This is a genomic window from Cobetia marina, assembly GCF_001720485.1.
Classification (GTDB): Bacteria; Pseudomonadota; Gammaproteobacteria; order Pseudomonadales; family Halomonadaceae; genus Cobetia; species Cobetia marina.
This window is the reverse complement of sequence record NZ_CP017114.1, coordinates 3861838-3887466: the sequence shown is the minus strand read 5'-3', so window position 1 is coordinate 3887466 and position 25629 is coordinate 3861838. Positions and strand designations below refer to the sequence as shown.

Annotated in this window: 21 protein-coding genes; 12 read left to right on the top strand and 9 right to left on the bottom strand. The window is 64.9% G+C overall.

The genetic code is table 11. From position 1 onward, the window contains the following. On the top strand, nt 1–1575 hold the full coding sequence (locus BFX80_RS16355; RefSeq protein ID WP_077378613.1) for a DHA2 family efflux MFS transporter permease subunit: 1575 nt from the start codon (nt 1–3) through the stop codon (nt 1573–1575). 83 nt (nt 1576–1658) lie between these two features. Here the strand turns inward: BFX80_RS16355 and BFX80_RS16350 are convergent, their stop codons facing one another. The 4 genes from BFX80_RS16350 to BFX80_RS16335 form a co-directional block, all read right to left on the bottom strand. Then, nucleotides 1659–3185: a 4Fe-4S binding protein gene (locus BFX80_RS16350; protein WP_084209446.1), complete on the bottom strand. Its 1527-nt coding sequence runs from the start codon at nt 3183–3185 to the stop codon at nt 1659–1661. A 43-nt stretch (nt 3186–3228) separates the two neighbouring features. Next, a complete protein-coding gene (locus tag BFX80_RS16345; protein WP_084209445.1) occupies nt 3229–4089 on the bottom strand; it encodes an FTR1 family iron permease in 861 nt (286 codons plus the stop codon). A 123-nt stretch (nt 4090–4212) separates the two neighbouring features. Continuing rightward, on the bottom strand, nt 4213–4587 hold the full coding sequence (locus BFX80_RS16340; RefSeq protein WP_077378622.1) for a cupredoxin domain-containing protein: 375 nt from the start codon (nt 4585–4587) through the stop codon (nt 4213–4215). 223 nt (nt 4588–4810) lie between these two features. Beyond that, nucleotides 4811–5371 (bottom strand): iron transporter, encoded by a 561-nt coding sequence (locus BFX80_RS16335; protein ID WP_077378625.1) that lies wholly within the window; start codon nt 5369–5371, stop codon nt 4811–4813. Between the two features lie 248 nt (nt 5372–5619). Between BFX80_RS16335 and BFX80_RS16330 the strand changes: the two genes are divergently transcribed. Together BFX80_RS16330 and BFX80_RS16325 are read left to right on the top strand one after the other, a co-directional pair. Then, nucleotides 5620–8025 carry a GNAT family N-acetyltransferase gene (locus BFX80_RS16330; RefSeq protein ID WP_167593060.1) on the top strand — a complete coding sequence of 802 codons (2406 nt, stop codon included), beginning with the start codon at nt 5620–5622 and terminating at the stop codon, nt 8023–8025. A gap of 279 nt (nt 8026–8304) precedes the next feature. Then, nucleotides 8305–9768 carry an aminoacyl-histidine dipeptidase gene (locus tag BFX80_RS16325; protein WP_084209443.1) on the top strand — a complete coding sequence of 488 codons (1464 nt, stop codon included), beginning with the start codon at nt 8305–8307 and terminating at the stop codon, nt 9766–9768. A 130-nt stretch (nt 9769–9898) separates the two neighbouring features. Here the strand turns inward: BFX80_RS16325 and BFX80_RS16320 are convergent, their stop codons facing one another. Beyond that, entirely contained in the window at nt 9899–10285 is a 387-nt protein-coding gene (locus tag BFX80_RS16320; protein WP_084209442.1) for a hypothetical protein, read from the bottom strand. Between the two features lie 278 nt (nt 10286–10563). Then, nucleotides 10564–11151 carry a type 1 glutamine amidotransferase domain-containing protein gene (locus tag BFX80_RS16315; protein ID WP_084209441.1) on the bottom strand — a complete coding sequence of 196 codons (588 nt, stop codon included), beginning with the start codon at nt 11149–11151 and terminating at the stop codon, nt 10564–10566. A gap of 214 nt (nt 11152–11365) precedes the next feature. Here BFX80_RS16315 and rmuC point away from each other — a divergent pair, with 214 nt between their 5' ends. The 5 genes from rmuC to BFX80_RS16290 all read left to right on the top strand — a co-directional run bounded on the left by rmuC (nt 11366) and on the right by BFX80_RS16290 (nt 16167). After that, nucleotides 11366–13144, top strand: coding sequence for a DNA recombination protein RmuC (gene rmuC / locus BFX80_RS16310; RefSeq protein WP_240499618.1), 1779 nt, complete (start codon nt 11366–11368; stop codon nt 13142–13144). A 306-nt stretch (nt 13145–13450) separates the two neighbouring features. Continuing rightward, nucleotides 13451–13747: a BufA1 family periplasmic bufferin-type metallophore gene (locus tag BFX80_RS16305; protein ID WP_084209440.1), complete on the top strand. Its 297-nt coding sequence runs from the start codon at nt 13451–13453 to the stop codon at nt 13745–13747. A 90-nt stretch (nt 13748–13837) separates the two neighbouring features. After that, nucleotides 13838–14782: an MNIO family bufferin maturase gene (bufB, locus tag BFX80_RS16300; protein WP_084209439.1), complete on the top strand. Its 945-nt coding sequence runs from the start codon at nt 13838–13840 to the stop codon at nt 14780–14782. Beyond that, a complete protein-coding gene (locus tag BFX80_RS16295) occupies nt 14779–15585 on the top strand; it encodes an HvfC/BufC N-terminal domain-containing protein (protein WP_084209438.1) in 807 nt (268 codons plus the stop codon). Before bufB ends, BFX80_RS16295 begins: the two co-directional genes overlap by 4 nt. Before the next feature lie 108 nt (nt 15586–15693). Further along, nucleotides 15694–16167 carry a DoxX family protein gene (locus BFX80_RS16290; protein ID WP_077378649.1) on the top strand — a complete coding sequence of 158 codons (474 nt, stop codon included), beginning with the start codon at nt 15694–15696 and terminating at the stop codon, nt 16165–16167. Between the two features lie 79 nt (nt 16168–16246). On the opposite strand, the gene BFX80_RS16285 is transcribed toward BFX80_RS16290, so the two are convergent. The 3 genes from BFX80_RS16285 to betT form a co-directional block, all read right to left on the bottom strand. Further along, entirely contained in the window at nt 16247–17359 is a 1113-nt protein-coding gene (locus BFX80_RS16285) for an App1 family protein (RefSeq protein ID WP_077378652.1), read from the bottom strand. Between the two features lie 305 nt (nt 17360–17664). Beyond that, nucleotides 17665–18144: a Dps family protein gene (locus BFX80_RS16280; protein ID WP_065392451.1), complete on the bottom strand. Its 480-nt coding sequence runs from the start codon at nt 18142–18144 to the stop codon at nt 17665–17667. 469 nt (nt 18145–18613) lie between these two features. Further along, a complete protein-coding gene (betT, locus tag BFX80_RS16275) occupies nt 18614–20611 on the bottom strand; it encodes a choline BCCT transporter BetT (RefSeq protein ID WP_077378655.1) in 1998 nt (665 codons plus the stop codon). 470 nt (nt 20612–21081) lie between these two features. Between betT and BFX80_RS16270 the strand changes: the two genes are divergently transcribed. The 4 genes from BFX80_RS16270 to BFX80_RS16255 are packed head-to-tail and all read left to right on the top strand — an operon-like array spanning nt 21082 to nt 25537. Further along, the gene (locus BFX80_RS16270) at nt 21082–21639 is read left to right on the top strand and encodes a hypothetical protein (RefSeq protein ID WP_077378658.1); all 558 of its coding nucleotides are present in this window, start codon (nt 21082–21084) and stop codon (nt 21637–21639) included. Continuing rightward, nucleotides 21639–22055 (top strand): hypothetical protein, encoded by a 417-nt coding sequence (locus tag BFX80_RS16265; RefSeq protein ID WP_084209437.1) that lies wholly within the window; start codon nt 21639–21641, stop codon nt 22053–22055. Before BFX80_RS16270 ends, BFX80_RS16265 begins: the two co-directional genes overlap by 1 nt. A gap of 13 nt (nt 22056–22068) precedes the next feature. Beyond that, nucleotides 22069–24069 carry a sensor histidine kinase gene (locus tag BFX80_RS16260; protein WP_084209436.1) on the top strand — a complete coding sequence of 667 codons (2001 nt, stop codon included), beginning with the start codon at nt 22069–22071 and terminating at the stop codon, nt 24067–24069. Then, nucleotides 24062–25537, top strand: a complete 1476-nt coding sequence (locus BFX80_RS16255; protein WP_084209435.1) for a sigma-54-dependent transcriptional regulator — start codon at nt 24062–24064, stop codon at nt 25535–25537. Before BFX80_RS16260 ends, BFX80_RS16255 begins: the two co-directional genes overlap by 8 nt. Nucleotides 25538–25629 lie beyond the last annotated feature (92 nt).

Genomic DNA, 25629 nt, shown 5'->3' with positions numbered 1-25629 from the left:
ATGGCCGAGGCAACCGCAGCCCCGGCTGGTGCTGCCAGTGACATGCCGTCGCGCCGTCAGCAGATCGGCTTCATCGCGGCGGTGTTCGGCATGTTCATGGCGATCCTGGATATCCAGATCGTCGCCAGCTCGCTCAATGAGATCCAGGCGGGCCTGGCGGCCAGTCCCGAGCAGGTCTCCTGGATCCAGACCAGCTATCTGATCGCCGAGATCGTGATGATTCCGCTCTCGGGCATGCTGGCGCGCATCTTCTCGACCCGCGTGGTACTGACCGTCTCGGCGCTGGGGTTCACGCTGGCGAGTCTGGGCTGTGCATTGTCCACCTCGCTTGAGGCGCTGATCGTGCTGCGTGCGGTCCAGGGCTTCATGGGCGGGGCGATGATTCCGCTGACCCAGGCCGTGAGCTTCTCGATCTTCCCGCGACGCAAGATGGGCACCATTCAGGCGGTGATCGGCCTGGTGGCGACCATGGCGCCGTCCATCGGTCCCACCGTCGGTGGCTATCTGACCGAGTATTTCAGCTGGCACTGGCTGTTTCTGGCCAATCTGCTGCCGGGCATCCTCGTGGCCAGTCTGGTGTGGCGCAATCTGGAGATCGACAGCGGTGATCGCGGACTGCTCAAGCGTCTGGACACGCTGGGACTGTCGTTGATGGCGGTGTTTCTCGGCAGCCTCGAATACGTGCTGGAGGAGGGGCCGGGAGATGACTGGTTCGCCAGCACCCCCATCCTGCTGTGGGCCATCGTCTGTGCGCTGAGCTGCGTGGGCTTCTTCTGGCGCGTGCTGAGTGCTGACAACCCCATCGTGGATCTGCGCGTGTTCAAGAATCGCAACTTCGCGCTCGGCGCGCTGGTCGGCTTCTGGCTGGGCGTGGTGCTCTACGGGCTGGTCTATCTGGTGCCGCTGTTCCTCGGCAGCGTGCGTGGCTTCTCGAGCCTGCAGATCGGCGAGGTGATGTTCGTGGCGGGCGTGGCGATGTTCCTGATGGCACCGCTGTCGGGCAAGCTCTCCGATCTCATCGATCTGCGCCTGATGATGTTCATCGGTCTGGTGCTGACCGGTGTCGGCACCGGCATGAATGCCCATCTGACGTCGGGCTCGGGCTACAACGAGTTCTTCTGGCCGCAGGTCATCCGTGGCGTGGGCCAGATTCTGGTGCTGCTGTCGGTGTCACGCCTGGCGATGGGACGACTGGCACCCCACGAACTGGGCAACGGCAGTGGCCTGTTCAACGTGATGCGCAACCTGGGCGGCGCGGTGGGTCTGGCGCTGATCGATACCGTGCGCGACTGGCGGGAGGACTACCACTGGAACCAGCTGATCGGCTCCATCGACCAGAGCCGCCAGGTGGTGATCGACCAGCTGGCCAGCTATCAGGTGACCTTCTCGGGCCTGACCGACCCCTGGCAGGCGGGCGTCGCGATGATCGCGCAGCGCATCAGTCTTCAGGCCGAGGTGCTGGCCTTCGACAATATCTTCCTGTGGCTGGGCGCGGTCTATGTGGTGGGCAGTGTCGTGGTGATCGCCTTCCGTCGCCCGGAGAGCGAGGGCAGTGACGAAGGCGGCGCTCACTAGCGTGGCGTCACAGCCGCCCCGGCCAACGACAAGACCCGCCTTGATGGCGGGTCTTGTCGTTTCAGCCTTCGGGTGACAGCGTCTCACCAGCCCCAGAACATCAGGTACCAGACCCCCAGCGCGGGCAGGCAGGCCAGTGCGACGCTTGTCGTGCCGACCAGTCGCGCGGCGTTGCCGGCGAGCCGTCCACCGTTGCGCTGCTCGCCGTTGCGCTGCTCGCCGTTGTGCTGCTCGCCGTTGTACTGCTCGCCAGTAATGCGCCAGGCCAGTCGCAGGCCCCACAGGCAGGCCAGTGCCAGCAGCACGGCGCGAAGATCATTGGCCCAGGTGAGGTTGATGCCGTCACCGCGCAGCAGCGTCATGGTGGTGGCGGAGAGGCCGAGGAACACGCCGAGCCCGCCCAGCGGAATCAGGCTCAGCGAGAGATGCCACAGGCGTGACAGCGTCGCCTTGCCCCCCATCAGCCAGTTGCCAAGCAAGAGCGGCAGGCTGGTGAGTGCGCCCAGCAGACCGCCGCCCACCACGATCCACAGCGTGATCAGACTGCCATCGAGCAGATTGAAGACATCGTTGTGCTCGGGATAGTTGGTCAGGATCCAGGTGGGCAGGGTGGTGGTCAGCGGCCACATCAGGTCATGCTCGATCAGCCAGACGGCCAGCTGCTGCTTGAGCGCGACGAACCACGGGCTGGCGCTCCAGCTGAAGGCGCCGATGGCGATGCCGAGCAGGCCGAACACCAGCACCGAGTAGTGGGTGAAACGCACCGGCTGCGGCGGTTCGACCAGCTCCACGCCCGGCGACCGCCATTCCAGCTGCATCGCGTCCTTGTAGCCACTGCAGCGCCCGCAGACATGGCAGTCGCCGGCACTGTCGAGCTGCTTGAGCGGAATCAATGGCGCGCAGTCAGGCGCATGCGTACGCACGGCATTGCCTTGGCGCACGGCGCGGTTGTGGGCGTTCCAGCGCGCCTGGTCGGTACGGAAGTGGGTCGGCGAGAGGCGCGCCAGCAGATTGAAGACGCCATTCACCGGGCATAGCTGACGGCACCAGACACGTGTGCCCTTGCCGTAGATCAGCCCGACCACGATCGCCGCCACCGTCGAGCCGCCCAGTACCACCAGCGCGCCCAGCGGGTACTGATAGACGCTGGCCAGCTGACCGTAGAGCGTGGTGCCCAGGAAGGCCACGAAGGGCCAGCCTCCCCAGCGCATCCAGCCCGGAATCGGCCGGCCGAGCCCGATGCGGCTGGCGGCCTCCGTCAGGGTACCCTCGGGGCAGAAGACCCCGCACCACACCCGGCCCATCAGCACCATGCTGATCAGCACGAAGGGCCACCACAGCCCCCAGAACACGAATTCGGCGAACACCGTCAGATTGGTGAGGATGTGCGCCTGATAGTCGGGCAGCGGCAGCAATGCCGGCACCACCAGCAGGAAGGCGTAGATGCCCACCACCAGCCACTGGATCAGCTGGATCAGGCCGCGCCGCTGTTGCATCGCCTGGCCGAAACGCGCGATACGCGTGGCTCGGGAGGCGCCGGCTCCGGCGTCACTGGCGATGATGTCCGCCCGTGCGTCGGGGCGTGCGGAGTGTGTACTGCAATGGGCCATGAACGCTTCCTCTTCTCTCACTGGGCAGTGCGCGGGACGGGCATCAGCTGCGCGCGCGGGCGGTGAGCTGCTTGCGCTGATCCTTGCGCTCCACCTTGCGCTGGCGCTTCATCAGAGTGATGACGATGACCCAGTAGAGGGCATAGCCCAGCACCATGGTGGTGGCGGGCCAGGCGCGATAGCCGGCGAAGGTCGCCAGCAGGCCACCGAGACCGCTGCCATCATCGAGCAGCCAGCTGGAATCCCACAGCGGGTCGAGACCGGCCGGCAGATAGCCCAGGCCGATGAGCTGCTCAAGCCCTGACATCAACAATGACGCGGCCAGCAGCAGCAGCAGGACTTCCGTGACACGGAAGAACAGCTTCCAGGAGAACAGGCGCGAACCCAGCTGCAGGGCCATGAAGGTCGCCACTGCCAGCGCGAAACCGATGAAGGCCGCGAGAGAGAAGCTGCCGATGCCACCGGACTGCAGGCTGGCGGCGCCCATGCCGTAGAGGAAGACGACGGTTTCCGCACCTTCACGTGCCACGGCGATGGCGACCAGTACCGCGACCCCCCAGTAGCTGCCGGAGGAGACGGCCTCGGCCAGGCCGCTCTCGAGTTCTGTCTTGAGAGTCCGGCCCTTGGTCCGCATCCAGAGCACCATCTGGGTGATCAGCAGGCAGGCGATCAGTACCAGCGCCGCCTGGAAGACTTCCTGGGCGGTGCCGGTCAGCCAGGTGTTGGCGCCCATCAGGGCCGCGCCCATCAGCCCGGCCAGCACCAGCCCGGCAACGACCCCACCCCACAGGTAGCGCAGCCCGGCGCGCGTGCCCGACTGCACCAGCCAGGCATGCATGATGCCGATGACGAGAATGGCTTCGACGCTTTCGCGCCAGACGATAAACAGAACCTGATCAAACATGGCGGGACTCTCGGGGACAGCGGGCAGGGTGAGGAATCGGCAATGCCGTTCGTGCCCTGACAGGGAAGAGATGGCAGGCGCGGCAGGGGACGAGACGAGTGACGGCGGACATGTGCCTGTGCCTCAGTCTTCTGCGACGACCTTGCCGCGGGCATCCGGCAGGTGGAAGTCATCGAAGTAGTCGTAGCTGCCGGCACGCAAGGGGTGGATCACCACGAAGGATTTCACGCCCGGGGCCAGCACCTTCTCCTTGCGCAGCGAATTGCTCTCGAATTCGGCGGGCGTGTTGCCCGCGTTGTGCAGCTGGATGACGAATTTCTCGCCGGCCTTGACCTTGAGCACCTCGGGACTGAGCTTGCCGTTGGTGAGCGTCAGGTCATAGGACGGCATGTCGCTGGCCAGCGTCACGCGCGGCAGCAGTACCGCCAGCAGCAGAGCGAGGGTCGGCAGCAGCGCAGCGACGGACTGCCGGGCAGAGCGACGACGAGGAAGGCGCATGATGGGCTCCGGGATAGTGGGGTAGACACTCGGCAGAGGCACGAGGGAGAGTCATTCGGACGTGGCACTCGCGGGCGCCAGGTGCCGGGGATGGAGGGTTGCCGGCAGAGCGACCAATGGCCGCGAGCGCTTTTCAGCACAGGCGGCCATTGGAGACAGCGGGCGGACATGCCGGCGGATACGAGATGGCGCCGTCATGTCCGCCACGTGCAGAGGCTGGTGCTCAGTAGCCGCCTTTCTTGCCGACACCGGCATACACGAAGTCGTAATCGGTGGTGATGGTGTCCGGCCACTCGGCGACACCGGTTTCCTTGTCGATGTGACGCGGCATGTCCGGGTGCTGGATGTCGAAGGTCAGGTGGTATTTGCCCGGGCCATCCAGCTTGACGTTCTTGCCATAGTGGGTGCCGTCGTTGGCGATCATCGGTACCAGATCGCCTTCGATCGGAGTATCACTGCCCTGCTTGGTCAGGGTGTAGTGAATGCCCAGATAGGGAATCCAGTCGCCCGGCGCGAAGCCGTTGTCGTTTTCCATCAGTGCGTGGATATCGGCTTCCAGATGGATGTCGGCCTGATTGGCCGGCAGCTTGCCTGCCGGGGCCATCACCACTGGCTGCAGATAGACGGCCGCGATTTCCATGCCGCCTTCCTTGACCGGAGTGCCGATCGGGTATTCCAGTGCCGAGGCCTGGCCCGCCACGAACGGTGCCGCCAGGCTCAGGGCGAGCAGGGCAGGCTTGAGCGCGCGGGGCAGAGTAGTGGTGACGAAATGACGCTGTGGCATCGGGGATGGCTCGCAATAATGGGAAGTGGAGCTTCATTATCCTGATAGGCATAAATATAACCATTCTCATTCTTGCGCCGCCTGCGTTGCCTATCTTGCAACGGGGTGTTTTTAAATATGAGATATTACTTAAATAAAAGGACGTTGAGAGAGAGGGCTGCCCGGCGTGACTGGCCCCTGGCCTCCCGTCATGGGGATTCCAGCACGATGTCTGGTCTGCCACGTCACCATGCGGCATGCTGCGCGCCATGATGACGACTTCTTCACGTTACCCCGCCCCATTGGACCCTCCCGCCATCGATGCCTGGTGCCGGACACTGCATGAGCGCCTGCTCGCGCGGCATCAGCGCGCCTGTCTGTGGATCAGCGGCGGAGAGGGCACGGGCGGGGATCCCTGCGCTGCTGCGCTGGCGATCTGTGATCTGTGGCCAGCGCGTGAGCCTGCTCCGCTTTGGCTGGGCGCCGGAGAGGCGATCACGACGCCGGGCGGGACACACGTGCGCTCGCTGGCGATGGCCAAGGCTGCCACTCAGCTGGGCGGCGAGCAGGCATTGGTCGTCTTCGATGCCGCACATCCGCAGAGTGGTCTTGATCCCGATGCCTTCGGGGCCGTGGCCGGCACTCTGATGGCGGGAGGACTGCTGGTGCTGGTGACGCCTGCCGCCTGGGCCGACGCCGAGCCAGCGCCAGCGCCGGATGGCGACTACGCGCGTCTGGCGCACTGGCCATTCGCGCGTGAGCAGCTTGCGGCGCGCTATCTGGCGCGGCTGGCACGGCGCCTCCAGGCGGATGCCAGCGTACTGCACTGGCCGCAGGGCGAACCGTTACCGACGCTGCCACCCGCCGGGGAGGCAGCGACCCGCGTCGGTGAGGTCACGGACCCTGATTGCCTGACGTCAGATCAGGCCGAGGTGGTGGCCGCGCTGGCGGCGCTCCGCCCGAACCAGCCGGTGGTGATCAGTGCCGATCGTGGCCGCGGCAAGAGTGCCGCGCTGGGCATCGCCGCGGCACGCTGTCTGGCAGCGGGGGAAAGTGTCTGGCTGACGGCGCCACGGCCGGCGGCGGTGGCCGCGGTCTTCGCGCGTCTGGCAGCGCTGCTGCCGCGGGGGCGCCGCGAGGGCAATGCCTTTCGGCTTTGCGTGCCGGCAGTGCACCCCGCGCAAGCCCGGCGGACAGCTGATGGAGCGGAGGTTGCGAGCGAGCTGCGTTTCCTGGCGCCGGACGCCATCGCCGCCGCCCGCCTTGCCTGCCCGGAGGGGCCACTGCCGCGCTTGTTCGTCGATGAAGCAGCCGCCATCCCCACCCCGTTGCTCAAGGCGTCTCTGGCGCATTTTCCGCGCATCGCCTTCGCCACCACCGTCCATGGCTATGAAGGTACCGGGCGAGGGTTCCAGCTGCGTTTCCGCCAGCATCTCGAGCGTCAATGCCCCGGCTGGCAGGCGCTGGAGATGACCACGCCTGTCCGCTGGGCGTCCGGTGATCCGCTGGAGGCGCTGATCGATGATCTGTTGTTGCTCTCGGCTCCGCCATCAACGCTGGCGCCGGTCATGGAGGACCGCAGCGATGTCGAGCAATGGCTGGCCGGCAGTGAGGTCGTCGTGCTGGATCGGGACGCTCTGGCACGCGATGAAGCGATGCTGGAGTCGCTGTTCGGCCTGCTGGTGCAGGCGCATTACCGCACCACGCCGGCGGACCTGCGGCAGCTGCTGGATACCCCGGGGCTCAGGCTGCTGGCGATTCGCCATCAGGAGACCGCCAGTGGCAAGCCGGCATGGCTGGGCGTCGTGGCGGCCGTCGAGGAGGGCGGGTTTCCTGCACCGCTGGCAGAGGATATCTGGCGAGGTCAGCGGCGGCCGCGCGGGCATCTGCTGGCGCAGTCTCTGGCGGCGCATGCCGGACATCAGGCGGCCGCCGAGACGCGCTGGTGGCGGATTCTGCGCATCGCGATACATCCCGCACTGTGGCGGCGTGGGCAGGGGGCGCGCTTGCTCAATGCGCTGGAGCAGCAGGCACGGCTGGCGGGTGTCACGCGTCTCGGCACCAGTTTCGGGGCCGAGGCGGGACTGGTGGACTTCTGGCTGTCCCAGGGCTTCATGCCACTGCGCATGGGGCTCAAGCGGGATGCGGCCAGTGGCGAGCATGCGGTGATGATGGGCAAGGCGACGGGGGAGTCATGCGATGGCGCAGGCGAGGCCTCGCCGAGAGATACCTTGCTCGAGGCGCTGCATCAGGACTTTCAGCATCTGCTGCCGAGCCTGCTGGCGCATGAGCTGGCCGGGCTACCTGACGTGCTGGCATCGCGGCTCGCCCTGGGCGGTCAACCGGCTCAGGGCTGTCAACCGGCTCAAGGCTGGCCGCAACGACTCGACTGGTATCGGCGCGGTGGCGGAGGTCTTGCCCTGGTGCGGCCGTGGCTGCAGGCCGCGCTGAAAGCCCACGGCTCCCCAGATGAGCAGTGCGTCGGCTCATCCGGACTGGATGAGGCCGCGCGTCACGGACTCGCACTGGCCCTGGCCGGCCAGGATGCACCAGCCTTCATCGACTGGGCCCAGCGTCAGGGCATCGTGGGGCGCAAGGCGCGTGATCGCTGGTGTCGTGCGGCGGCAGGGCGTCTCGTCGAGGCGCACGGTGCCCTGCCTGCCGGCGATCATTGATCAGAGGCCGGGGATGCCGATCGGTCCCGGCATGTCGGGAATCGGCGAGCAGCCGCTCAGCATCAGCAGGCCAGCAGTGGCGGAAAGGACGGATAACAGCAGAAGTCGGCGGGGCATGAGGGCTCCGGTTGTCAGGGGCTGGAAGTGCACAGCGTGGCTGTGTCGAGAGATCTCATCCTTGCATATTCGCAGTCACTGATCGACAGGCACCGACAACCACTAGCCACGGCCGTGGACGGTTCCGTATGCTCGGGGATGACAAGAACAGGAAACTTCGCCATGAATGAGCATATCGACACGTTGGAACCCGCCATTGTCTGGCGTCATTTTCGTACCCTGTGCAATATCCCGCGCCCTTCCGGGCATGAAGCGGCACTGGTTGAGCATCTGATTGAGTGGGCGCAGTCGCGCGGCCTCGCGCATGACCGCGACGATTTCGGCAACCTGCGTCTGCGCAAGGCGGCCACCCCCGGCCATGAGAGCGCGCCGGGGATCGTGTTGCAGGGGCATCTCGACATGGTGGCCCAGGCGGCCAGTGACTCCCGCCATGACTTCACCCGTGATGCGCTCGAGACCTATCTCGAGGATGGCTGGCTCAAGGCGCGCGGCACGACGCTGGGCGCCGACAATGGCCTCGGCGTCGCCGCGGCGCTGGCGGTGCTGGAAGACGAGACGCTGGTGCATGGTCCGCTGGAGGCGTTGTTCACCCTCGAGGAAGAAACCTCGATGGGCGGCGCATTGAATCTGGCCGAAGGCTGGCTGGAAGGGCGCTACCTGCTCAATCTGGACTCGGAGGACCGTGGCCAGGTCTATATCGGTTGCGCTGGCGGTGCGGACATCAATGTCGCGCACGAATTCGCCACGTCCTCGCTGAAGGATGCCGAGGCGGAGCTTGAGCTCACCATCGGCGGGCTGGTCGGAGGACATTCCGGGCTCGACATCCATCGTGGGCGCGGCAATGCCAACCGCCTGATGTCACGGGCACTGGTGGCGCTGGCGGAATTCTCGCCGCGTCTGGTCAGCTGGTCTGGCGGTACGCTGCGCAATGCACTGCCACGCGAGGCGACCGTCGGCGTGGTGCTGTTCGATGAGCGTGTCGCGGCAGCCCGCCAGCGCCTGGCGGAATTCGAGGCGCAGATTCGCGATGAGCTGCGTGACACGGACCCGGACGTCACCCTCAGCGTGACGCGCGGCAATGCCGAGAGTGCCCTGTCCGTCGAGGATACCCAGCGGCTTGTCGCCGTACTGGATGCCGCGCCCTATGGCGTGGAGCGCATGAGCGCAGCCGTGGAAGGCGTGGTGGAAACCTCCAACAATCTCGGTGTGGTCCAGCTGCGTGAGGGGAGTTTCCATCTCTGCGCCCTGGTGCGCTCGCTGCGTGATGATGCGGTCTCCATGATGGAGCAGCGCATCCGCGGGCTGTTCGGCCTGTTGGGGGCGCACACTCAGGCCGAGAATGCCTACCCGGGTTGGCAGCCGCAGCCTGAGGCGGAGCTTTTGGCGCGATTCTGCCGCCTGCACGAGCGCGTCACCGGCCGCGCGCCGGAGATCAAGGTCATCCATGCCGGTCTGGAATGCGGCATCCTGGGGGCCAAGTATCCCCAGCTCGAGATGATTTCCTTCGGCCCCTTGATTCGCGGTGCGCACTCGCCCAGCGAGCGCGTCGAGGTCGACTCGGTCGGGGAATTCTGGCAGGTGCTCAAGGGACTGATCACGACGCTTGCCGAGCCGCGCGACGCCTGATCCGGGCCGATTGACTCCCCACGACACCGCCCCCGCAGGTAGCCTGCGGGGGCGGTGTCGTATCTGGGCATCAGGCTCTCGTTGAGCTTCCTGCGGGGGCGCTGGCTGGGCACTTCGAGAGTGCGTCAGCTCAGTGGATATTGATGCGTATCGCCGGGAAGCCGATGCTCACGCCATCGTGACGGCGGCGCAGGTCATGGCGGCGCGAATCGTATTGTCGATACTGATGAGGCGCGTAGCGCTCATGTTGGTAGTAGCGGTGCTGGGGAATGCGGTGACGTGTGTCGTGGCGAGAGTGATGGCGCTCCACCCGCGGCTCGTCGAACATCCTCAGATGGCGGCGCTTGATCGCCTCATGGCGGCTTTGCGGCGTGCTGTGACGCTCGATGGTCTGTCGGCCGTGATGCTGCTGACCCTGTGAGCGATGACGATCATCCGCGGCAACGACACCGGGGATGGCAAGGCTCAGCATGAGTCCCAGGCTCAGCAGGACTGGTGCCATTGTGATGGTGTGCATGGGGTGGTCTCCCGTGTTGTCGGATAGTCACCCTTCTTGATCCCTGTTCACACGATACCGTGTCGCGGACACTTTGACGAACAGCGTTCTCTGATGTGCCGACGTCTCCCTGAGTCCATGTCGTGATCTTCTGGCCTTCATGCTCTATGGCGCTCAAGGTAAGTGCTTGCTCGCAAATGCTTTTCCCGCGATGAGCGTCAGTCTGCGGTGCCGAGCGCAAAAAAACGCCCCTGCCGCGGAGGCAGGGGCGTTTTCGGGTGCTGTCGTCGGGGACGAGATCAGGCGTGTTGATGCTGATGCTTGCCCTCGGCGAGCTCCTCGAGCAGCTTGGCATTGAAGGCATCGAGGTCATCCGGCTTGCGGCTGGTGACCAGCGCGCTGTCACACACGACGTCGCTGTCCTGCCACTCGGCACCGGCGTTTCGCAGGTCCTGGGCGACGGAGGGGAAGGAGGTCATCTTGCGGCCTTCGACCACCCCGGCGTTGATCAGGATCCACGGCGCGTGACAGATGGCGGCCACCGGCTTGTGGGCCTGGAAGAAGCTGCGCACGAAGTTCAGTGCGGTCTCGTCCTGGCGCAGGGTATCGGGATTGAACAGGCCGCCCGGCAGTACCAGACCGTGATAGTCGTGTTCGCTGGCATCGCTGAGCGAGGTGTCGACCTGGTAGGTCTCGCCCCAATCCGTCTCGGCCCAGGCGCGGATGCCGTCTTTCTCCGGCGAGACGATGTGTACCTCGACGCCCGCCTCCTGCAGTGCGGCGCGCGGCACCGCGAGCTCGGATTCCTCGAAGCCATGGGTCGCGAGAATGGCCACGCGCTTACCTTGCAGTTGTTGACGTGTCTGCTGATCGGTCTGCTGTGTCATGCAAATCTCCTTTCCGTGCTTCGGCTCTTGCGAGCGTGTTGGGCAGAGAAGGGAAAAATTCTGCTCTCAGCATGCGTTACTCACTGAGGTGAGCGCCCCACGTTGATGCAGCGAAATCCCGTCCTTTCGTGCCCTGACACTCAAGACATGGATGCGCGATACTGACTTTCAAGGGGGTGACCCCACTGCGTTTTCACCGGCCATGGAGTGCCCGATGCCTCTGCTTTCTGAATCTTCCGCCGTGATGTGGTTGCTGGTCGGCGTGCTGTTGATGCTGTCGTTGATCCTGGGGTTGGGCTGGCGGCGAACCCGCGAGCAGCTTCACGCTCTCGAAGAGAGCAGTGACGAAACCCGGCAGGCGTTGCAGCAGACGCTTGAAGAGGCGCGGGATCTACAGCAACAGGCCGAGCAGCGGGCGGCCCTGGTCGAGCAGCGTGCCGCACTGGATGGGCAGCAGGCGGAGCAGCAGCAACGCCATCTGAGCCAGTCGCTGGAGGAGGCGCGCCAGGCGCGCGATGCGCTGACGGAACAGCTCGCCACGCTGCGCGAATCGCTGCAGGGGCGGCTTGATGAACAGTCGCGTGCGCTGAGTGAACAGCAGACCCTGGCACGCAGCCTGACCCGCCAGCAGGAAGTGCTGGAGGCCCAGCTGCTGGAGCGTGAGGAGCGTCTCGAGACATTGACCGAGCGCTACGCCGAGCTGCGCGAGACGCATGCCTCGCTGGTCACGCGTCAGCGTCAGGAGGCCACTCATCACGCCGAGCAGCTGGCACTGCTCAACGACTCCCGCGAACGCCTGAGTCAGGAATTCGAGCAGCTGGCAGGCAAGGTGTTCGAGGAGCGCCAGCAGCGTTTCACCGCCGCCAGTGGTGCCCAGCTCGAACAGTTGCTCAAGCCGTTTCGCGAGCAGGTCGGGGACTTTCGTCAGCGCCTCGAGCAGCTGCATGGCGAGGAGGTACGCGAACGCACCAGCCTCAAGAGTCAGCTCGACCAGCTGGCGGGACTCAATCGCCAGATCACCGAGGAAGCGGCCAATCTGTCACGTGCGCTCAAGGGCGACAGCAAGATGCAGGGCAACTGGGGCGAGATGATTCTGGAGACCGTGCTCGAGCGCTCCGGCCTGCGAGAGGGGATCGAGTTCAAGCGCGAGGTGTCGTTCAGCGGTGAAGGCGGGCGCCAGCGCCCGGATGCCATCGTCTACCTGCCGGACAACAAGCATCTGATCATCGATGCCAAGGTCTCGTTGAGCGCCTACACCGACTACGTCAATGCCGCGGATGAGACGGCGCGGGCGCGAGCCCTGAGGGCGCATCTGGCCTCGGTGCGCGGCCACGTCACGGGACTGGCGCGGCGCAACTATCCTGCCATCGAGGGGCTGGGGTCACCGGATTTCGTGTTCCTGTTCCTGCCGATGGAGCCCGCCTTCGCGCTGGCCTTCGAGCATGACGACAGCCTGTTCCAGGACGCCTTCACCCAGGGCGTGGTGATGGTGACGCCGACCACCTTGCTGGCCAGTCTGCGCACCGTGGCCAGTCTGTGGAGTCTGGAGCGCCAGAACGACAATGCGCGCGTGATCGGTGAGCGTGCCGGGGCGCTGCTCGACAAGTTCCGCGGACTTGCCGAATCCCTCGAGGAGCTTGGTAGCCAGCTGGGCCGTACCCGCGAGGCGCACGATACCGCCATGAAGCGTCTGGCCAGCGGGCGCGGCAACCTGATCAGCCGTGCCGAGGAGCTACTGGAGCTCGGTGCGCGCATGAAGAAGCCGTTGCCCGAGACCCTGGTGCGTCAATCCCGTGACTCCCTGCATCACCAGGGGCCGGTCTCTGGCCCGACATCGCAGTCCGATGCTGCTATTGAATCTGATCCTGAGACTGAGACTGAGACTGAGAGTGAGACTGAGCCTGCCTCTGGCTCGACGGCGGACAAGGCTCAAGGTGCCACGCTATCGCGCTGGGAACATCTGGAGCGCAAGTGGCAAGGGGACACCCCGTGAACCGGCACATCTCGCTCATTGCCGGCTGACACTCGGTGGCATGCCATCTCTCGTATTCCCTGTTCTTTCTCGACGGCCCTCCAGCAGGGCCGTTTTTCTTGAGATGCAGGGTCAACGCAAGCTCGGACTATCGTGTTCTGACGCGGCGAGGAAGGAAATATCGTGAGTGATGCAAAAAATTCGACATCTTCTGCATCCGTTCTCCGGACCTCCCCGTAAGTTGGTTTGAGCCTGCGGTAATGGGGCGAAAATGACAAATGAACAACTTTCAGCTCATGAATGAGCGTTTTCTCAGGAGATGTGCCCATGTCTACCAAGTCCAACAAGTCCGCCAAGACCGCTTTCGCCCTGGCTTCCGCCCTCGGTACCGCCGTAGCGCTGTCTGCCGCCGTGGTCTCCATTCCGGCGCATGCCGCAGGCATGGAAAAGTGCTATGGCGTGTCGCTGGCCGGTGAGAATGACTGCGCTGCAGGCCCGGGCACCTCCTGTGCCGGCACTTCGACCGTCGATTATCAGGGCAATGCCTGGAAGCTGGTCCCGGAAGGTACCTGCACCTCCATCGAAACGCCCACTGGCACCGGCAGCCTGGAAGAGATCAAGTAAGCATCACGCCTCGGGTCTCCCCCGAACCTGACGTCCGGTGGGCGGGTGTCTCACCCCTCCGCCGGACGCTCGCAGAATCGAGAGGTCGTCATGCACGAGTCATCCCCCACCTCCCGCAGCCCGGATTTCGGTACGGCCTTGCCGTCGTTCGATGACATGGCCACGGGAATCAGCCTCAAGGCGCAGCATGTCAGGGAGCTGATGTCATCACGGCCGGCGCTGGGGTTCCTCGAGATTCATGCCGAGAACTACATGGGCGCAGGCGGAGCTCCCCATGCGCGGCTGGATGCGCTGCAGGAGTATCCGCTGTCGATCCATGGTGTCGGCCTGTCGCTGGCATCGGATCGTCCGCTGGAGGCCGCGCATCTGGCGCGCCTTCGAGCGCTCTGCGAGCGTCACCCGCCCACCAGTGTGTCAGAGCATCTGGCCTGGGCCGGCCATAGCGGCCACTTCTACAACGACCTGCTGCCGGTGCCATTGACCGACGCGATGCTGGCACGGGTCAGCGATAACCTGATGCGGCTGCAGGACTGCCTGGGCCGCCAGGTATTGATCGAGAATCCCGCACACTATCTGCGCTTTGATGCGCAGGCTCTGGGCGCGGAGTTGATTCCCGAGACGAATTTCCTGACTCGCCTGGTCGAGCGCAGCGGCTGTGGACTGTTGATCGACGTCAACAATGTCTTCGTCTCGGCGCACAACATCGGTGTCGATCCTGCGGCCTGGCTTGAGTCGATCCCGGCCGCGGCCGTCGGCGAGATCCATCTGGCGGGTCATGTCGTCGATGAGCGCGAAGGCCTGCTGATCGACAATCACGGTGCGCCGGTCTGCGAGGCGGTATGGGCCTTGTATGCCGACTTCATCCAGCGAGTCGGGCCGCGCCCGACCCTGATCGAGTGGGATACCCAGGTGCCGGCGCTGGAGGTGTTGCTGGGGCAGACGGCTCGGGCCGAGCAGGTTCTGCAGAGCGCCTTGGTTCAGCAGGGCTCTCGGGTTCCGCAGACCTCTGGCCCTCAGGTGGAGAGTCCGCGATGAGCACGCCAACGGCCCCCATGACTGACCATGATCTTCTCACCTGGCAGCGGGCCTTCATCACGGCGCTTGAGCAGCCTGACCGTCATCTGCCGGGCATCGAGGCGGCACATCAGGGGCGTCTTGACGTCTATCGCAACAATGTCTGGGCCAGCCTGATCTCCGCGCTGCAGGACGCCTATCCCGTGACGCGTCAGGTCGTGGGCGAGCGCTTCTTCGCGGCACTGGCGCATGATCACTCACGCCGTCACCTGCCGGAATCGCCCTTGATGATGGAGTACGGGGCGGGGCTTGCCGAGACCTTGCACACGACTCTGACGACGCTGGTCGAGCATCGACAGGCATCGGCCGCTCAGCTGCCGTTCTACGCGGTGGATCTGGCGCGGTTCGAGGCCGCGCGTCTCACGGCCTATCACGCCGCCGACGCTGAAGTGCTGGCACCGGCCAGGCTGGCGCAGCTGTCACCCGAGGCGGTGATGGCGTTGACCTTCCTGCCTCATCCCGCGGCAGGTCTGCTGCGCCTGGAGCATGCGATCTTCGAGGTATGGCAGCGCCACCAGAATGAGGGAGCCAGCCTTGAAGGCCTGGATGTCGCGCGGCCCGAGAACCTGCTGATCACCCGTCCGGTCCTGGAGGTTCAGGTGACGGTGCTGTCAGAGGCGGCTGCCTGGTTGCTCGACCTGCTGTTGGCGGGTGAATCGCTCGCGGATGCGGCCGCCATGCTGGCGGATGTCCATCCCGAGCAGGACCTGGGGCAGCTGCTGGCCCCTCTGCTGGCAAGTGGCGTGTTTCTCGCGCCGGACTAGTGTCGCCCATGATCTTTCGTCCATGCCAGTCTCCTGCCGACCTACCCGGGCCGAGCTGGCGCATCCCCTTTTTCTCGCGCACTGGCGCATCCTTGAGGAGGCCTCATCATGAGCCTTGAGTCATCCACGACGCCCGCGGTCCGTACCGGTGTGGCGGGGCAAGTCCTGAACGTGTTCGTCTGGCTGGAAAATCTGCGCATGGATGCCGTGCTGATCCTGATGCGCATCGTCATTGGCGCCGTGTTCTTCATGTCAGCGCAGACCAAGGTCGACGGCTTCGCGCTCAAGGAAAGTACCTTCTTCCTGTTCGAGTACGAATACGCGTTGCCGCTGGTCCCGCCGGTACTGGCCGCCTATCTGGCCACGATTGCCGAGCATCTCTTCCCGCTGATGCTGTGGCTGGGCCTGGGCTCCCGCCTTGCCGCGCTGGGTCTGGCCGGCATGACATTGACCATTCAGCTGTTCGTCTACCCGGAAGCCTGGGTAACCCACGGTCTGTGGCTGTCCAGTCTGCTGGTACTGGTGCTGCAGGGCCCGGGGCGTCTGTCACTGGATCACCTGATTCGCTCACGTATCGCCTGATCTTGCCAGCTGGCCACAACGCAAGACGGAGACCTCGGGGTCTCCGTCTTGCGTTGTGCGTATCGCGTGTCGTCGTGGGTCAGACAGGCTCTTCGGCGCGCTGATGCTCGATCTCGGCACGTACCATCTCGACACTGGCGGCATCGATGTAGTCATTGGCGTGTGCATGATGCGCCATGTCGAGGCTGTCGGTGCTCAACAGCATGTCGCAGCCCAGTGCGGAGAGCTCCTCGCCCAGCGTGGCCAGCTCTGCCTTGCGCGATTCGGAGTCACCGATCTGGCGAATGTAGATGGCGCAGATGCGGCCCGGGTAACGGCGCACGACATCGGCATAGACCTCCGGATCATGCTGACCGCTGTCTCCTATGAGCAGGAACTGCATCTCGTCATACAGGTCGAGCATCTTCTCGATCAGCGCCTGCTTGTGGTCTTCCGAGCGCTTGGGCAGGGGGCGCTGCAGCGTCAGCCCCCATTCGCGCAGGAACAGGATGGGGCCGACCGGGATGCGGTTGTGCTGGAAGAACACCTCCAGCATCTCATAGATGCTCCAGGGGCCGCGTGAGACGTAGAGCAGCGGGCGACTCTGCTGACCGTCGCTGCCCTCGTGGAGCGCCTGATAGAGCGCGGCGACTCCCGGGAAGGCAGTGCGTCGCTCGGCGGATTCGATGAACAGCCGATAGAGCATCTTGAGCTTGTTGGCGACACCGGTGTACATCACGGTGTCGTCGATATCGCTGATCACGCCCAGCCGGGTGCTGGCCGGTGGCAGGTAGACCTGGGCCTCGCCCTCGACAGCGGCCTGCTTCGGCGGCCGGGCGGTGATCCGTGCCGTCTGCCATTGGCCTTGATCTGCCAAGGGCGACAGCAGAGGCAGGTGGACGCTGAAGTAGCCATCGCGGTCGGTGACGACCGTGGTCTGGTTGCCGCCAAGGCTGACGTCCACCTCCACGCCGCCCTTGCCCCAGCGCAGCAGACGGCGGCCGACATCCATCAGGTCGCGCCCGGCCCCGGGCGCCAGCTGACTGCGCGAGCCGGGCTGCTGGAAGATGCGGCCCATCAGAAAGGCTTCATTGTGTGAGCCATAGCCACGATAGGCATGGATGACGCAACCATCCTTGCCCTGGGCATGGCGCATGGGCTTGGCAGCCACATGCAGCAACTTGCGTAGCAGACGTGTCAGCGGCAGTGACATGCAACCCTCCTGGTATGACGCCTGATCAACCTGCCTGATTGGCAGCCACCCTGCGTGTCGCGTGATGATGCGCTTCCGAGCATGGTCCTGCGCCTCTTGCTCAGGTGCTTCTCGAGCTCAAGTTCTTCTCGGGCTCAAGTCCTTCTCGAGCTCAAGTTCTTCTCGAGTCTGCCCCTCGAATGGTGTCCGACCCACGAAAACGCCGCCTTCCGGACACCGCGCAAGCACGGGACAGAAGGCGGCGTTCACGGCCTGCCGATCACGCTGGCGGCAGTGTCAGACACGCGATGGTGTCTTGGTCAGAATCACTCGCCCAGGTAGGCGGACAGCATCCAGACCGTCTTTTCCTGCTCGCGGATGTAGTCGCCGACCAGCGAGGCAGTCCCTTCATCGTCGGCATCGGAGGCGACGGAGAGGATTTCACGCTGCAGCTCGATCAGGGACTTATAGCCGGTGAGCAGACCCTTGACGCAAGCGGTGCCATCGCTGACGTGGGTGTCTTCCTTGATGGTCGCCACGCGAGCGTAATCGCTGTAGGCGTGCATCGGCTCGTGACCCAGGGTCAGGATGCGCTCGGCGATCTCGTCGACCTTGGTCAGCAGGTCGGTGTAGGTTTCCTCGAACTTCACGTGCAGCTCGAAGAACTGGTTGCCCTTCACGTTCCAGTGATAGCCACGCGCGTTCATGTAGAAGGTCTGGTAGTTGGCCAGCAGCACATTGAGGTGCTCCGCCAGCTGGGTTGCGCTGGAAGTATGCAGGCCAATGGCATTGGTATCGGTGGACATGAAGACTCTCCTTGAGAATGGGCGACGTGAAATGTGGTTGGAATACGTGGTGAGGCAGGGCGCGGGCACTGAGGACAAGCAGGCGATATCCCTTACCTTCGAGTGCCTCAGGTTCATGAAGCCAAGCCCATGGCACCAGGCCCGAGCAACCGGGTCGATGACACCAGTGTAGAGGGTGACGGTGCCGTGCAGTAACGAATTCGCTGCATCGTCGTGATCGTCTGGTGCTATGACGTGTTCCGGTGCGAATGATCGGATGACTGAGCCATCCAGTGCCTCACGATGAATCCGTGATCAAGCGTCTTTCTGGTACATGCGGCTCAGGATGACGCTTTTCAAGGTGGCACGGCAAGGTAGCACGCGGTTCATTGCCGGGGCATGACCGTGAGAAACGCAAAGGCCCCGCACGGGGCGGGGCCTTTGCGACAGCCAGACCAGCAGCTGTCATCACTTCAGCAACGCTCAGGCGTCAGTTGCGCGCCATGTGCAGGAAGTGCATGTGCTTCTCGTACTGATCCAGTACATCACCGATGACCTGCTCCTTGGTGTAGCCCATCAGGTCATAGGTCTGGCCGCCTTCGCGCAGGAAGACCTCGGCCCGGTACTGGCGCTCCACGTCACTGGTGCCCTTGCGCTTGACGTTGCGCAGCGCGAAGGCCGGTGCCGCATACTCGCGGACACGTACGCCATAGATGAAGTCGATCTCGTCGCCATGGCTGACCTGCAGATAGCTGCGGTCATCTTCGTCGTTGACGCGCACATCCAGTCCCTGCGCCTCGAACTCCTTGGCGACATCCGACAGCGCCGGCGTCACGACATCCGACAGATACTGCTCGACATTCTTCTGCTGCGGCGTCTCGACCAGGGTCTGGACGCGCTTCTGCCAGCTGCGTGCACCACCGGCGGTATGCCCCGGCGTGTTGCTGAGATGCTGCATGGAGCGCTGCTTGACGCCTTCAAGACGCAGCGCCTTGAGCAGGCCGTAGCAGACGAACATCAGGATGATGGCGAAGGGCAGAGCAGAGGCCAGCGAGGCGGTCTGCAGTGCGCCGAGACCCCCGGCCATCAGCAGCGCCACGGCCACGAAACCTTCGGACACGGCCCAGAAGATGCGCTGCCAGACCGGAGATTCATCGCCTTCCTTCGAGGTCAGCATGTCGATGACCAATGAGCCGGAGTCGGAGGAGGTGACGAAGAAGGTCACCACCAGCACCGTGGCCAGCAGGGAGGTCACGCTACCGAACGGGAACAGTTCCAGGAACTTGAACAGTGCCACGGAGGCATCCGCGGAGACGGCCTCGGCCAGATTGCCAGCGGCGTCGGTCATCAACAGGTGCAGTGCACTGTCGCCGAAGAAGGTCAGCCACATGAAGGTGAAGCCCATCGGCACGAACAGCACGCCATAGACGAATTCACGGATGGTACGACCACGCGAGACGCGTGCGATGAACATGCCGACGAACGGGGACCACGCGATCCACCAGCCCCAGTAGAACAGGGTCCAGCCACCCAGCCACTCGGACGGGCCGTCTTCCGGGATGTAGGCGAACATGTTGAAGGTCTTGTCGACCACTTCGCTGAGGTAGCCACCGATGTTCTGGATCAGGGTCTGCAGCAGGAAGATGGTCGGGCCAACGCACAGCACGAACAGCATCAATGCCAGCGCAAGACCGAGGTTCAGCTCGGAGAGACGACGGATGCCGCCGTCCAGCCCCATGACTACGGAGATGGTCGCCAGGCCGGTGATGATGGCGATCAGGATGACCTGGGTGGTCAGGCTGTTGTCGATATCGAACAGATAATGCAGACCGGAGCTGACCTGCAGCACCCCCAGACCCAGCGAGGTGGCCACCCCGAACATGGTGCCGAAGACGGCGAAGATGTCGACGGCATGACCGATCGGGCCGTGGATGCGCTTGCCGATCAGCGGGTACAGCGCGGAGCTGATGCGCAGCGGCAGGTTGTGGCGGAAGCTGAAGTAGGCCAGCGCCAGTGCCACGACGGCATAGACGCCCCAGGCGTGGATGCCCCAATGGAAGAAGGTGGTCTTCATGGCCTCGCGAGCGGCTTCCACGGTACCGGCATCGCCCACGGGCGGTGCGGTGAAGTGGAAGACCGGCTCGGCGACACCATAGAACATCAGGCCGATACCCATGCCCGCGGAAAACAGCATCGCGAACCAGGAGCCGTAGCTGAAGTCCGGCTCGGAGTGGTCCGGCCCCAGCTTGATGTCACCGGATTTCGAGAAGGCGAGCCCCAGCGTGAAGACCACGAACAGCCCCATGGCCAGCAGGTAGAACCAGCCGACGGTATCGATGATCCAGGTCTGGACGTGGCCGAAGACCACGTTCGCCGTCTCGGGCATGGATACGGTGAAGATCACGAACGCCAGTATCACCACGGCGGAGCCGAAGAAGACTGGTGGATTGATCTTCGCGACCGTAGGTTGGTCGGCATTTTCTGACATAAATTTCTCTCCCTGATTGCCTGTTCGACGATAATGGTAACTTATTGAACCTGTGGCGTCGTGAGTTGTCCGCGCCATATCGTTTCCATGTGTAACCGATGATGAGGCCATGGAAATGCGATGGGGACGAAAGCGCTTCGGCACGCTGATGCCATGGCGCATCGCGGGTCAGGCGTCGTGCCAGCCGGTACTGGCCGTCGCCCGGGAACATGCATGAGGTAGGCGTTGGCGTGGTGGCGAGCTAAGATGAGACCGTCTGCATTCAGGCCCCTTTACTGCTTGATACTATAGTTATGCACAAATCCTACAAGGCTTAAGTGTCAGTCTAGTGGCTTTGCGCCATCTCGCGGATGAAAATCGTGATGGATCGCCAAGTCAGATGGCTGACCGGAGACGTTCGTATGTTCTCTCGACTTTCCTTAGCTCCCTCTCGGACCGAGGCAAGCGCTCGAACGCCGCAGGCCGGAGCGGTGTCTCGCACGGGGCTGCTCATCTCGGGCCTGCTGCTGTTGAGCGGCTGTTCCACGCTGACGAGTCAGGACCCGCTATCTGCCCATGACAGCGAAGCGCTGCCTGCGGCCTGCATCTTCCCGCGTCAGGGCGATGCCGATCAGTGGCTGCGCGCCGCCGCCGAGGTCGTGGAGGCCCGCGGCTACAAGGTGCGCGAAAGTGAGCTGTCGCTGGGCCTGGTGACCGGGGAGCGCAAGGTCGACCAACCGGGACTCGGGGCCATCGAGGGGCCCTTCGGCTCTCGCATCGGGTTCTCGGTGGGCTACGGCGTGGCCGCCGGGCGTGGCATCGGTGTCGGGGTGGGCAATGACGTCTATCGGGACGACCCGATCAGTTTCGAGCGCATCTCGCTGGTGGCACCGGACGAGCGAGTGCGCGTGATCCGTGATGAGCAGGTCATCAACCAGGGCGGGTATGTCATCGATGCTCGACCACAGAATCTCAGCGAGAGCTGTCAACAGATCGAACGTCAGCTGGAAGCCGCGCTGGCGGGCCGTGATCCTCGAGAGGTGCGCTGATGAATCCTTCCCTTCCTCGCTGCCTGCGTCTGGTGGCCTGTCTCGCCCTGCTGTCGCTGGGCGGCTGCATGACACAGCCGACCCATGCGCCGGACTCCCGTACCGCGGTGATCGCGCCCGACAGCGGCACGCTGACCTCCCGGCAGGTCTTCGTCACGCTGATGACCACGCTTGCGGAGCGCGGCTTCATCATCGAGCGGGCAGACCCGGATCTCGAGCGGCTGGATGCCAGCTACGCCGCCAGACCACCGCTGACCCTCGACGCCTGGGTGAGTGAGGTGAACGGCCAGATTCGTCTGAGCGTGACGGGTGACAGCAATGGCGCCGAGATCGCGCCGGGGCGTCTCGACAACCTGCTGGTGGACGTGGCAGTGGCGCTGAACGCACGTACCGTGCCGGTGATCGGCACGCCATGATCGCCAGCACCCCATGACATCGCGCCATGCCCCGGGGCGTGATCGGGCATCTTCCGATCGCTTGCGCCCGGAGGGATTGAGTCTGCACCGACGACGGCGCCTGGCCTGGCTGGCACTGGGCGCCAGCCTGTTGGCCGGCGTACTGGTGCTGTTCGCGCTCTGGCAGTGGGAGTTCGCCCGCAGCGAGCGTGAGGCACGCCAGCATGCGGCCACTCGGCTGCACTTCTATGCCAGCACCCTCAATGCGGAGTTGTCGCGCTTTCAGTGGCTGCCCGCCATGCTGGCGCGACAACCGCGCGTGCGTGCCGCCTTCGATGACACGGCCGATATCGCCGAGTCCGGCAATCGTCTCGACTGGCACCTGCAGCGTGTGGCCCGGGAATCCGGCGCCGCCGCGATCTTCCTGACGGATGCCTCCGGCGTGACGCTGGCCGCGAGCAACTTCGATGAATCTGACAGCTTCGTGGGCCATCGCTACGCCTACCGGCCCTATTTCCTGGATGCGATGGCGGGCGGGCGCGGGGAATTCTTTGCGGTGGGCAATACCACGGGGCGCCCCGGCTACTTCGTGTCCGCGCCCGTGGCGGGGGCGGACGGCCAGCCGCTGGGCGTGCTGGTGGTCAAGGTCTCGCTGGAGGCGCTGGAGGATACCTGGCGCCAGGCCGGCGAAACGGTACTGCTGGCCGATGCCAATCGTGTCGTGCTGCTGGCCTCACGGCGGAGCTGGAAATACCGCACCCTCGAACCTCTCGCGCCCGCCGCTCTCGACGACATCCGGGCGCAGCAGCAATTCCGCGGGGCGCCGCTCTCCCCGCTGGCGCGCTCGCTGGAAGACGGCAGTCTGGTGCTGGGGGCGGGAGAGGCGTCTTCCCGCTCCTCGACTTCCGTCGGCCAGCGCTATCTGGATGAGTCGCTGTTCAGTGGTCCGCTGGCCTGGCAACTGCACTTTCTGATGCCGCTGCGGCCTCTCTATATACAGGCGCGCAACACCATGCTGGCCGGGCTGGCGGTACTGCTGGGGCTGGGCATGCTGGCGCTGTGGATGCGCGAGCGTCAGGCGCGCCTTCGGCTCATCCGGCGTGAGGCGGTGGTCATGCGTGAGATCAACGAGCGTCTCGAGGAGCGTGTCGCCGAGCGCTCCCGCGAGCTTGAGGCCACCCGTGACGAGCTGGTGCAGGCGGGCAAGCTGGCGGCGTTGGGCACCATGGCTGCCGGCATTGCCCATGAACTCAATCAGCCGCTGGTCGGCATTCGCACCTATGCCGCCAGTGGCGGGAAGTTGCTGACGCGTGGCGTGTCTCAGGCGACGACCCGCCCGGAGCTGCTGCCACGTGCCGCCGAAGCGGCGAGCGGCAATTTCACGCGTATCGCGGCACTGGCCGAGCGTCTGGGCGACATGATCCGCCAGTTGCGGGTGTTCGTGCGGCCGGCCAGTCAGCAGCCGCCAGCGCCGCTGGCACTGGTGCCTCGCATCGAGTACGCCCTGGAACTGCTTGATGAGCGGTGCGAGCTTCTGGGGCTCGTGATCGAGCGGCAGGGACTGATGCCAGAGGTGCGGGTGATAGGAGAGCAGGCGCGCCTCGAGCAGCTGCTCACCAATCTGATCCGCAATGCCGTGGATGCGCTGGAGGGTCAGCAGCGCGATGGCACTCTGGACGGGGGCGCCCGTATCCGGCTGAGCTGGCAGGCCTGGCCTGAGGTTGCCTGGCTCGAGGGGCGGCCCGGCGGTTGCCTGCGCATCGAGGACAATGGCCCCGGGATCGACCCGGCATTGCGTGCCACCCTGTTCGACCCCTTCACCACCACCCGCGAAGTGGGTGACGGCATGGGCATGGGGCTCTTTCTGAGCTATGGCATGGCACGTGACCTGGGCGGTGTCCTGCGGCTTTCGGACGATGCCCCGCCGGGTGCGCTGGGCGGTGCCAACTTCGAACTGTGGCTGTGCACGCCCCCTGATGACGCGGGCAGCCCGACACCCACTCGACTGACCCCGGAGGCACCTGACCATGAGTGATGCTGCCTTCGAGACGGGCGATGAGCGCCTGACTCAGGATCATGAGCTGACCCGCGAGGCGCCCATCTGGCTGGTGGACGACGACCCGGCCGTGCGGGAATCGCTGTCTCAGTGGCTGGAACTTGCGGACCTCAACCTGCGATGCTTCCCGAGAGCCGAGGCCTTGCTGGAAGCGCTGGCCGCCGGCGAGCCGGTCAGTGTGGTGATCAGTGACATTCGCATGCCGGGCATGGATGGGCTGACGCTGCTGTCACGGCTCACGCTCGAGGCGCCGGAGCTGCCGGTGCTGATGATGACAGGGCATGGCGATGTGGCCACTGCGGTCTCGGCCATGCAGGGCGGAGCGCGCGATTTCATCGAGAAGCCCTTTGACCCGGAAGCGCTCGAGCTCAAGCTGCGTCAGGCGCTGGCAGGCCGGCGGCTGAGCGATGAGAACCAGCGGCTGCGTCGTCGCCTGAGCGTGCGGGGGCTTGCCGGTCTGCTACGTGGTGAAAGCGCGAAGATACGTCAGTTGCGCGAGCAGATACTGGAGCTCAAGGGGCATCCGGCACGCGTCTGGATCACGGGGGAGTCGGGCAGCGGGCGGACCACCACGGCGCTGGCACTCGCCGAGCATGCGCCGGCGGAGGGAGAGGCCCAGCGCGCTGGCACATCGCCGGCCTCCGCGTTGCTGGCGAAGGTCGAATGTCGTGCCCTGGTCGGTATGGCGTCGAGCACTAAGGCATCGAGCACCAAGGCATCGAGCACCAAGGCGTCGAGCGGCGCGGCGTCGAGCGGCGCAGCATTGTCCGAGGCGATTGATGAGGCTCTTCAGGCCGCTCCCGAGATGAATACCCTGTTGCTGCATGACGTCGACGTCCTGAGCCGTGAGCAGTGGCAGTGGCTGGACGCCTGGCTGAACGCTCAGCCCGAGGGCGGACGTCGCGCGCCGCGGGTGGTCTTCAGCGCCGAGTGCAGCGTCCAGGCCTTGGTGGCCTCCGGCACGCTGGGGCTGACGCGGGGGCACGCGCTGGCGGAGATCGAGCTGGTCACGCCGACACTGCGTGAGCGGCGCGAGGATATCCCGTTGTTGATGGCGCATTTCAGCCGCCAGGCCGCCGACGTTCATCAGGTTCCTGACCTGCCCTTCGTCCGGGGCGAGCTGACGACCCTCATGGCGGCCGACTGGCCCGGAAATCTTGCCCAGCTGCGTCAGCTGGCCAGCCAGCGAACCGTGCTGGGTGAACAGGGACAGGAGCCGCCGGCGACCGGGCAGGAAGCGGGAGAGGAGGACCCGGACGGGCTTGCCGCGCAGGTGGCGTTGTTCGAGGCGACGCTGATTCGAGCGGCCCTGACACGTGCCCGAGGCAACATTGCCCAGGTGCTGGAGGAACTGGCCCTGCCGCGCCGGACGCTCAATCTCAAGATGCACAAGTACGGACTGCGGCGTGATGACTTTCGCCATGGTGCGGACGGGGCATCGGAATGAGCGCCTGCTCGGGAATCAAATTGTCGGTCTGGCGTCGAAGGGGTGGTTCGTGCCCCCGAATGTTATAAGGTAACGACGATGTGCCACGCCTG

Coding starts and splice junctions, on each gene's coding strand:
- BFX80_RS16355 (WP_077378613.1), top strand. CDS start 1: ATGGCCGAGGCAACCGCAGCCCCGGCTGGTGCTGCCAGTGACATGCCG.
- BFX80_RS16350 (WP_084209446.1), bottom strand. CDS start 3,185: ATGGCCCATTGCAGTACACACTCCGCACGCCCCGACGCACGGGCGGAC.
- BFX80_RS16345 (WP_084209445.1), bottom strand. CDS start 4,089: ATGTTTGATCAGGTTCTGTTTATCGTCTGGCGCGAAAGCGTCGAAGCC.
- BFX80_RS16340 (WP_077378622.1), bottom strand. CDS start 4,587: ATGCGCCTTCCTCGTCGTCGCTCTGCCCGGCAGTCCGTCGCTGCGCTG.
- BFX80_RS16335 (WP_077378625.1), bottom strand. CDS start 5,371: ATGCCACAGCGTCATTTCGTCACCACTACTCTGCCCCGCGCGCTCAAG.
- BFX80_RS16330 (WP_167593060.1), top strand. CDS start 5,620: ATGATGACGACTTCTTCACGTTACCCCGCCCCATTGGACCCTCCCGCC.
- BFX80_RS16325 (WP_084209443.1), top strand. CDS start 8,305: ATGAATGAGCATATCGACACGTTGGAACCCGCCATTGTCTGGCGTCAT.
- BFX80_RS16320 (WP_084209442.1), bottom strand. CDS start 10,285: ATGCACACCATCACAATGGCACCAGTCCTGCTGAGCCTGGGACTCATG.
- BFX80_RS16315 (WP_084209441.1), bottom strand. CDS start 11,151: ATGACACAGCAGACCGATCAGCAGACACGTCAACAACTGCAAGGTAAG.
- rmuC (WP_240499618.1), top strand. CDS start 11,366: ATGCCTCTGCTTTCTGAATCTTCCGCCGTGATGTGGTTGCTGGTCGGC.
- BFX80_RS16305 (WP_084209440.1), top strand. CDS start 13,451: ATGTCTACCAAGTCCAACAAGTCCGCCAAGACCGCTTTCGCCCTGGCT.
- bufB (WP_084209439.1), top strand. CDS start 13,838: ATGCACGAGTCATCCCCCACCTCCCGCAGCCCGGATTTCGGTACGGCC.
- BFX80_RS16295 (WP_084209438.1), top strand. CDS start 14,779: ATGAGCACGCCAACGGCCCCCATGACTGACCATGATCTTCTCACCTGG.
- BFX80_RS16290 (WP_077378649.1), top strand. CDS start 15,694: ATGAGCCTTGAGTCATCCACGACGCCCGCGGTCCGTACCGGTGTGGCG.
- BFX80_RS16285 (WP_077378652.1), bottom strand. CDS start 17,359: ATGTCACTGCCGCTGACACGTCTGCTACGCAAGTTGCTGCATGTGGCT.
- BFX80_RS16280 (WP_065392451.1), bottom strand. CDS start 18,144: ATGTCCACCGATACCAATGCCATTGGCCTGCATACTTCCAGCGCAACC.
- betT (WP_077378655.1), bottom strand. CDS start 20,611: ATGTCAGAAAATGCCGACCAACCTACGGTCGCGAAGATCAATCCACCA.
- BFX80_RS16265 (WP_084209437.1), top strand. CDS start 21,639: ATGAATCCTTCCCTTCCTCGCTGCCTGCGTCTGGTGGCCTGTCTCGCC.
- BFX80_RS16260 (WP_084209436.1), top strand. CDS start 22,069: ATGACATCGCGCCATGCCCCGGGGCGTGATCGGGCATCTTCCGATCGC.
- BFX80_RS16255 (WP_084209435.1), top strand. CDS start 24,062: ATGAGTGATGCTGCCTTCGAGACGGGCGATGAGCGCCTGACTCAGGAT.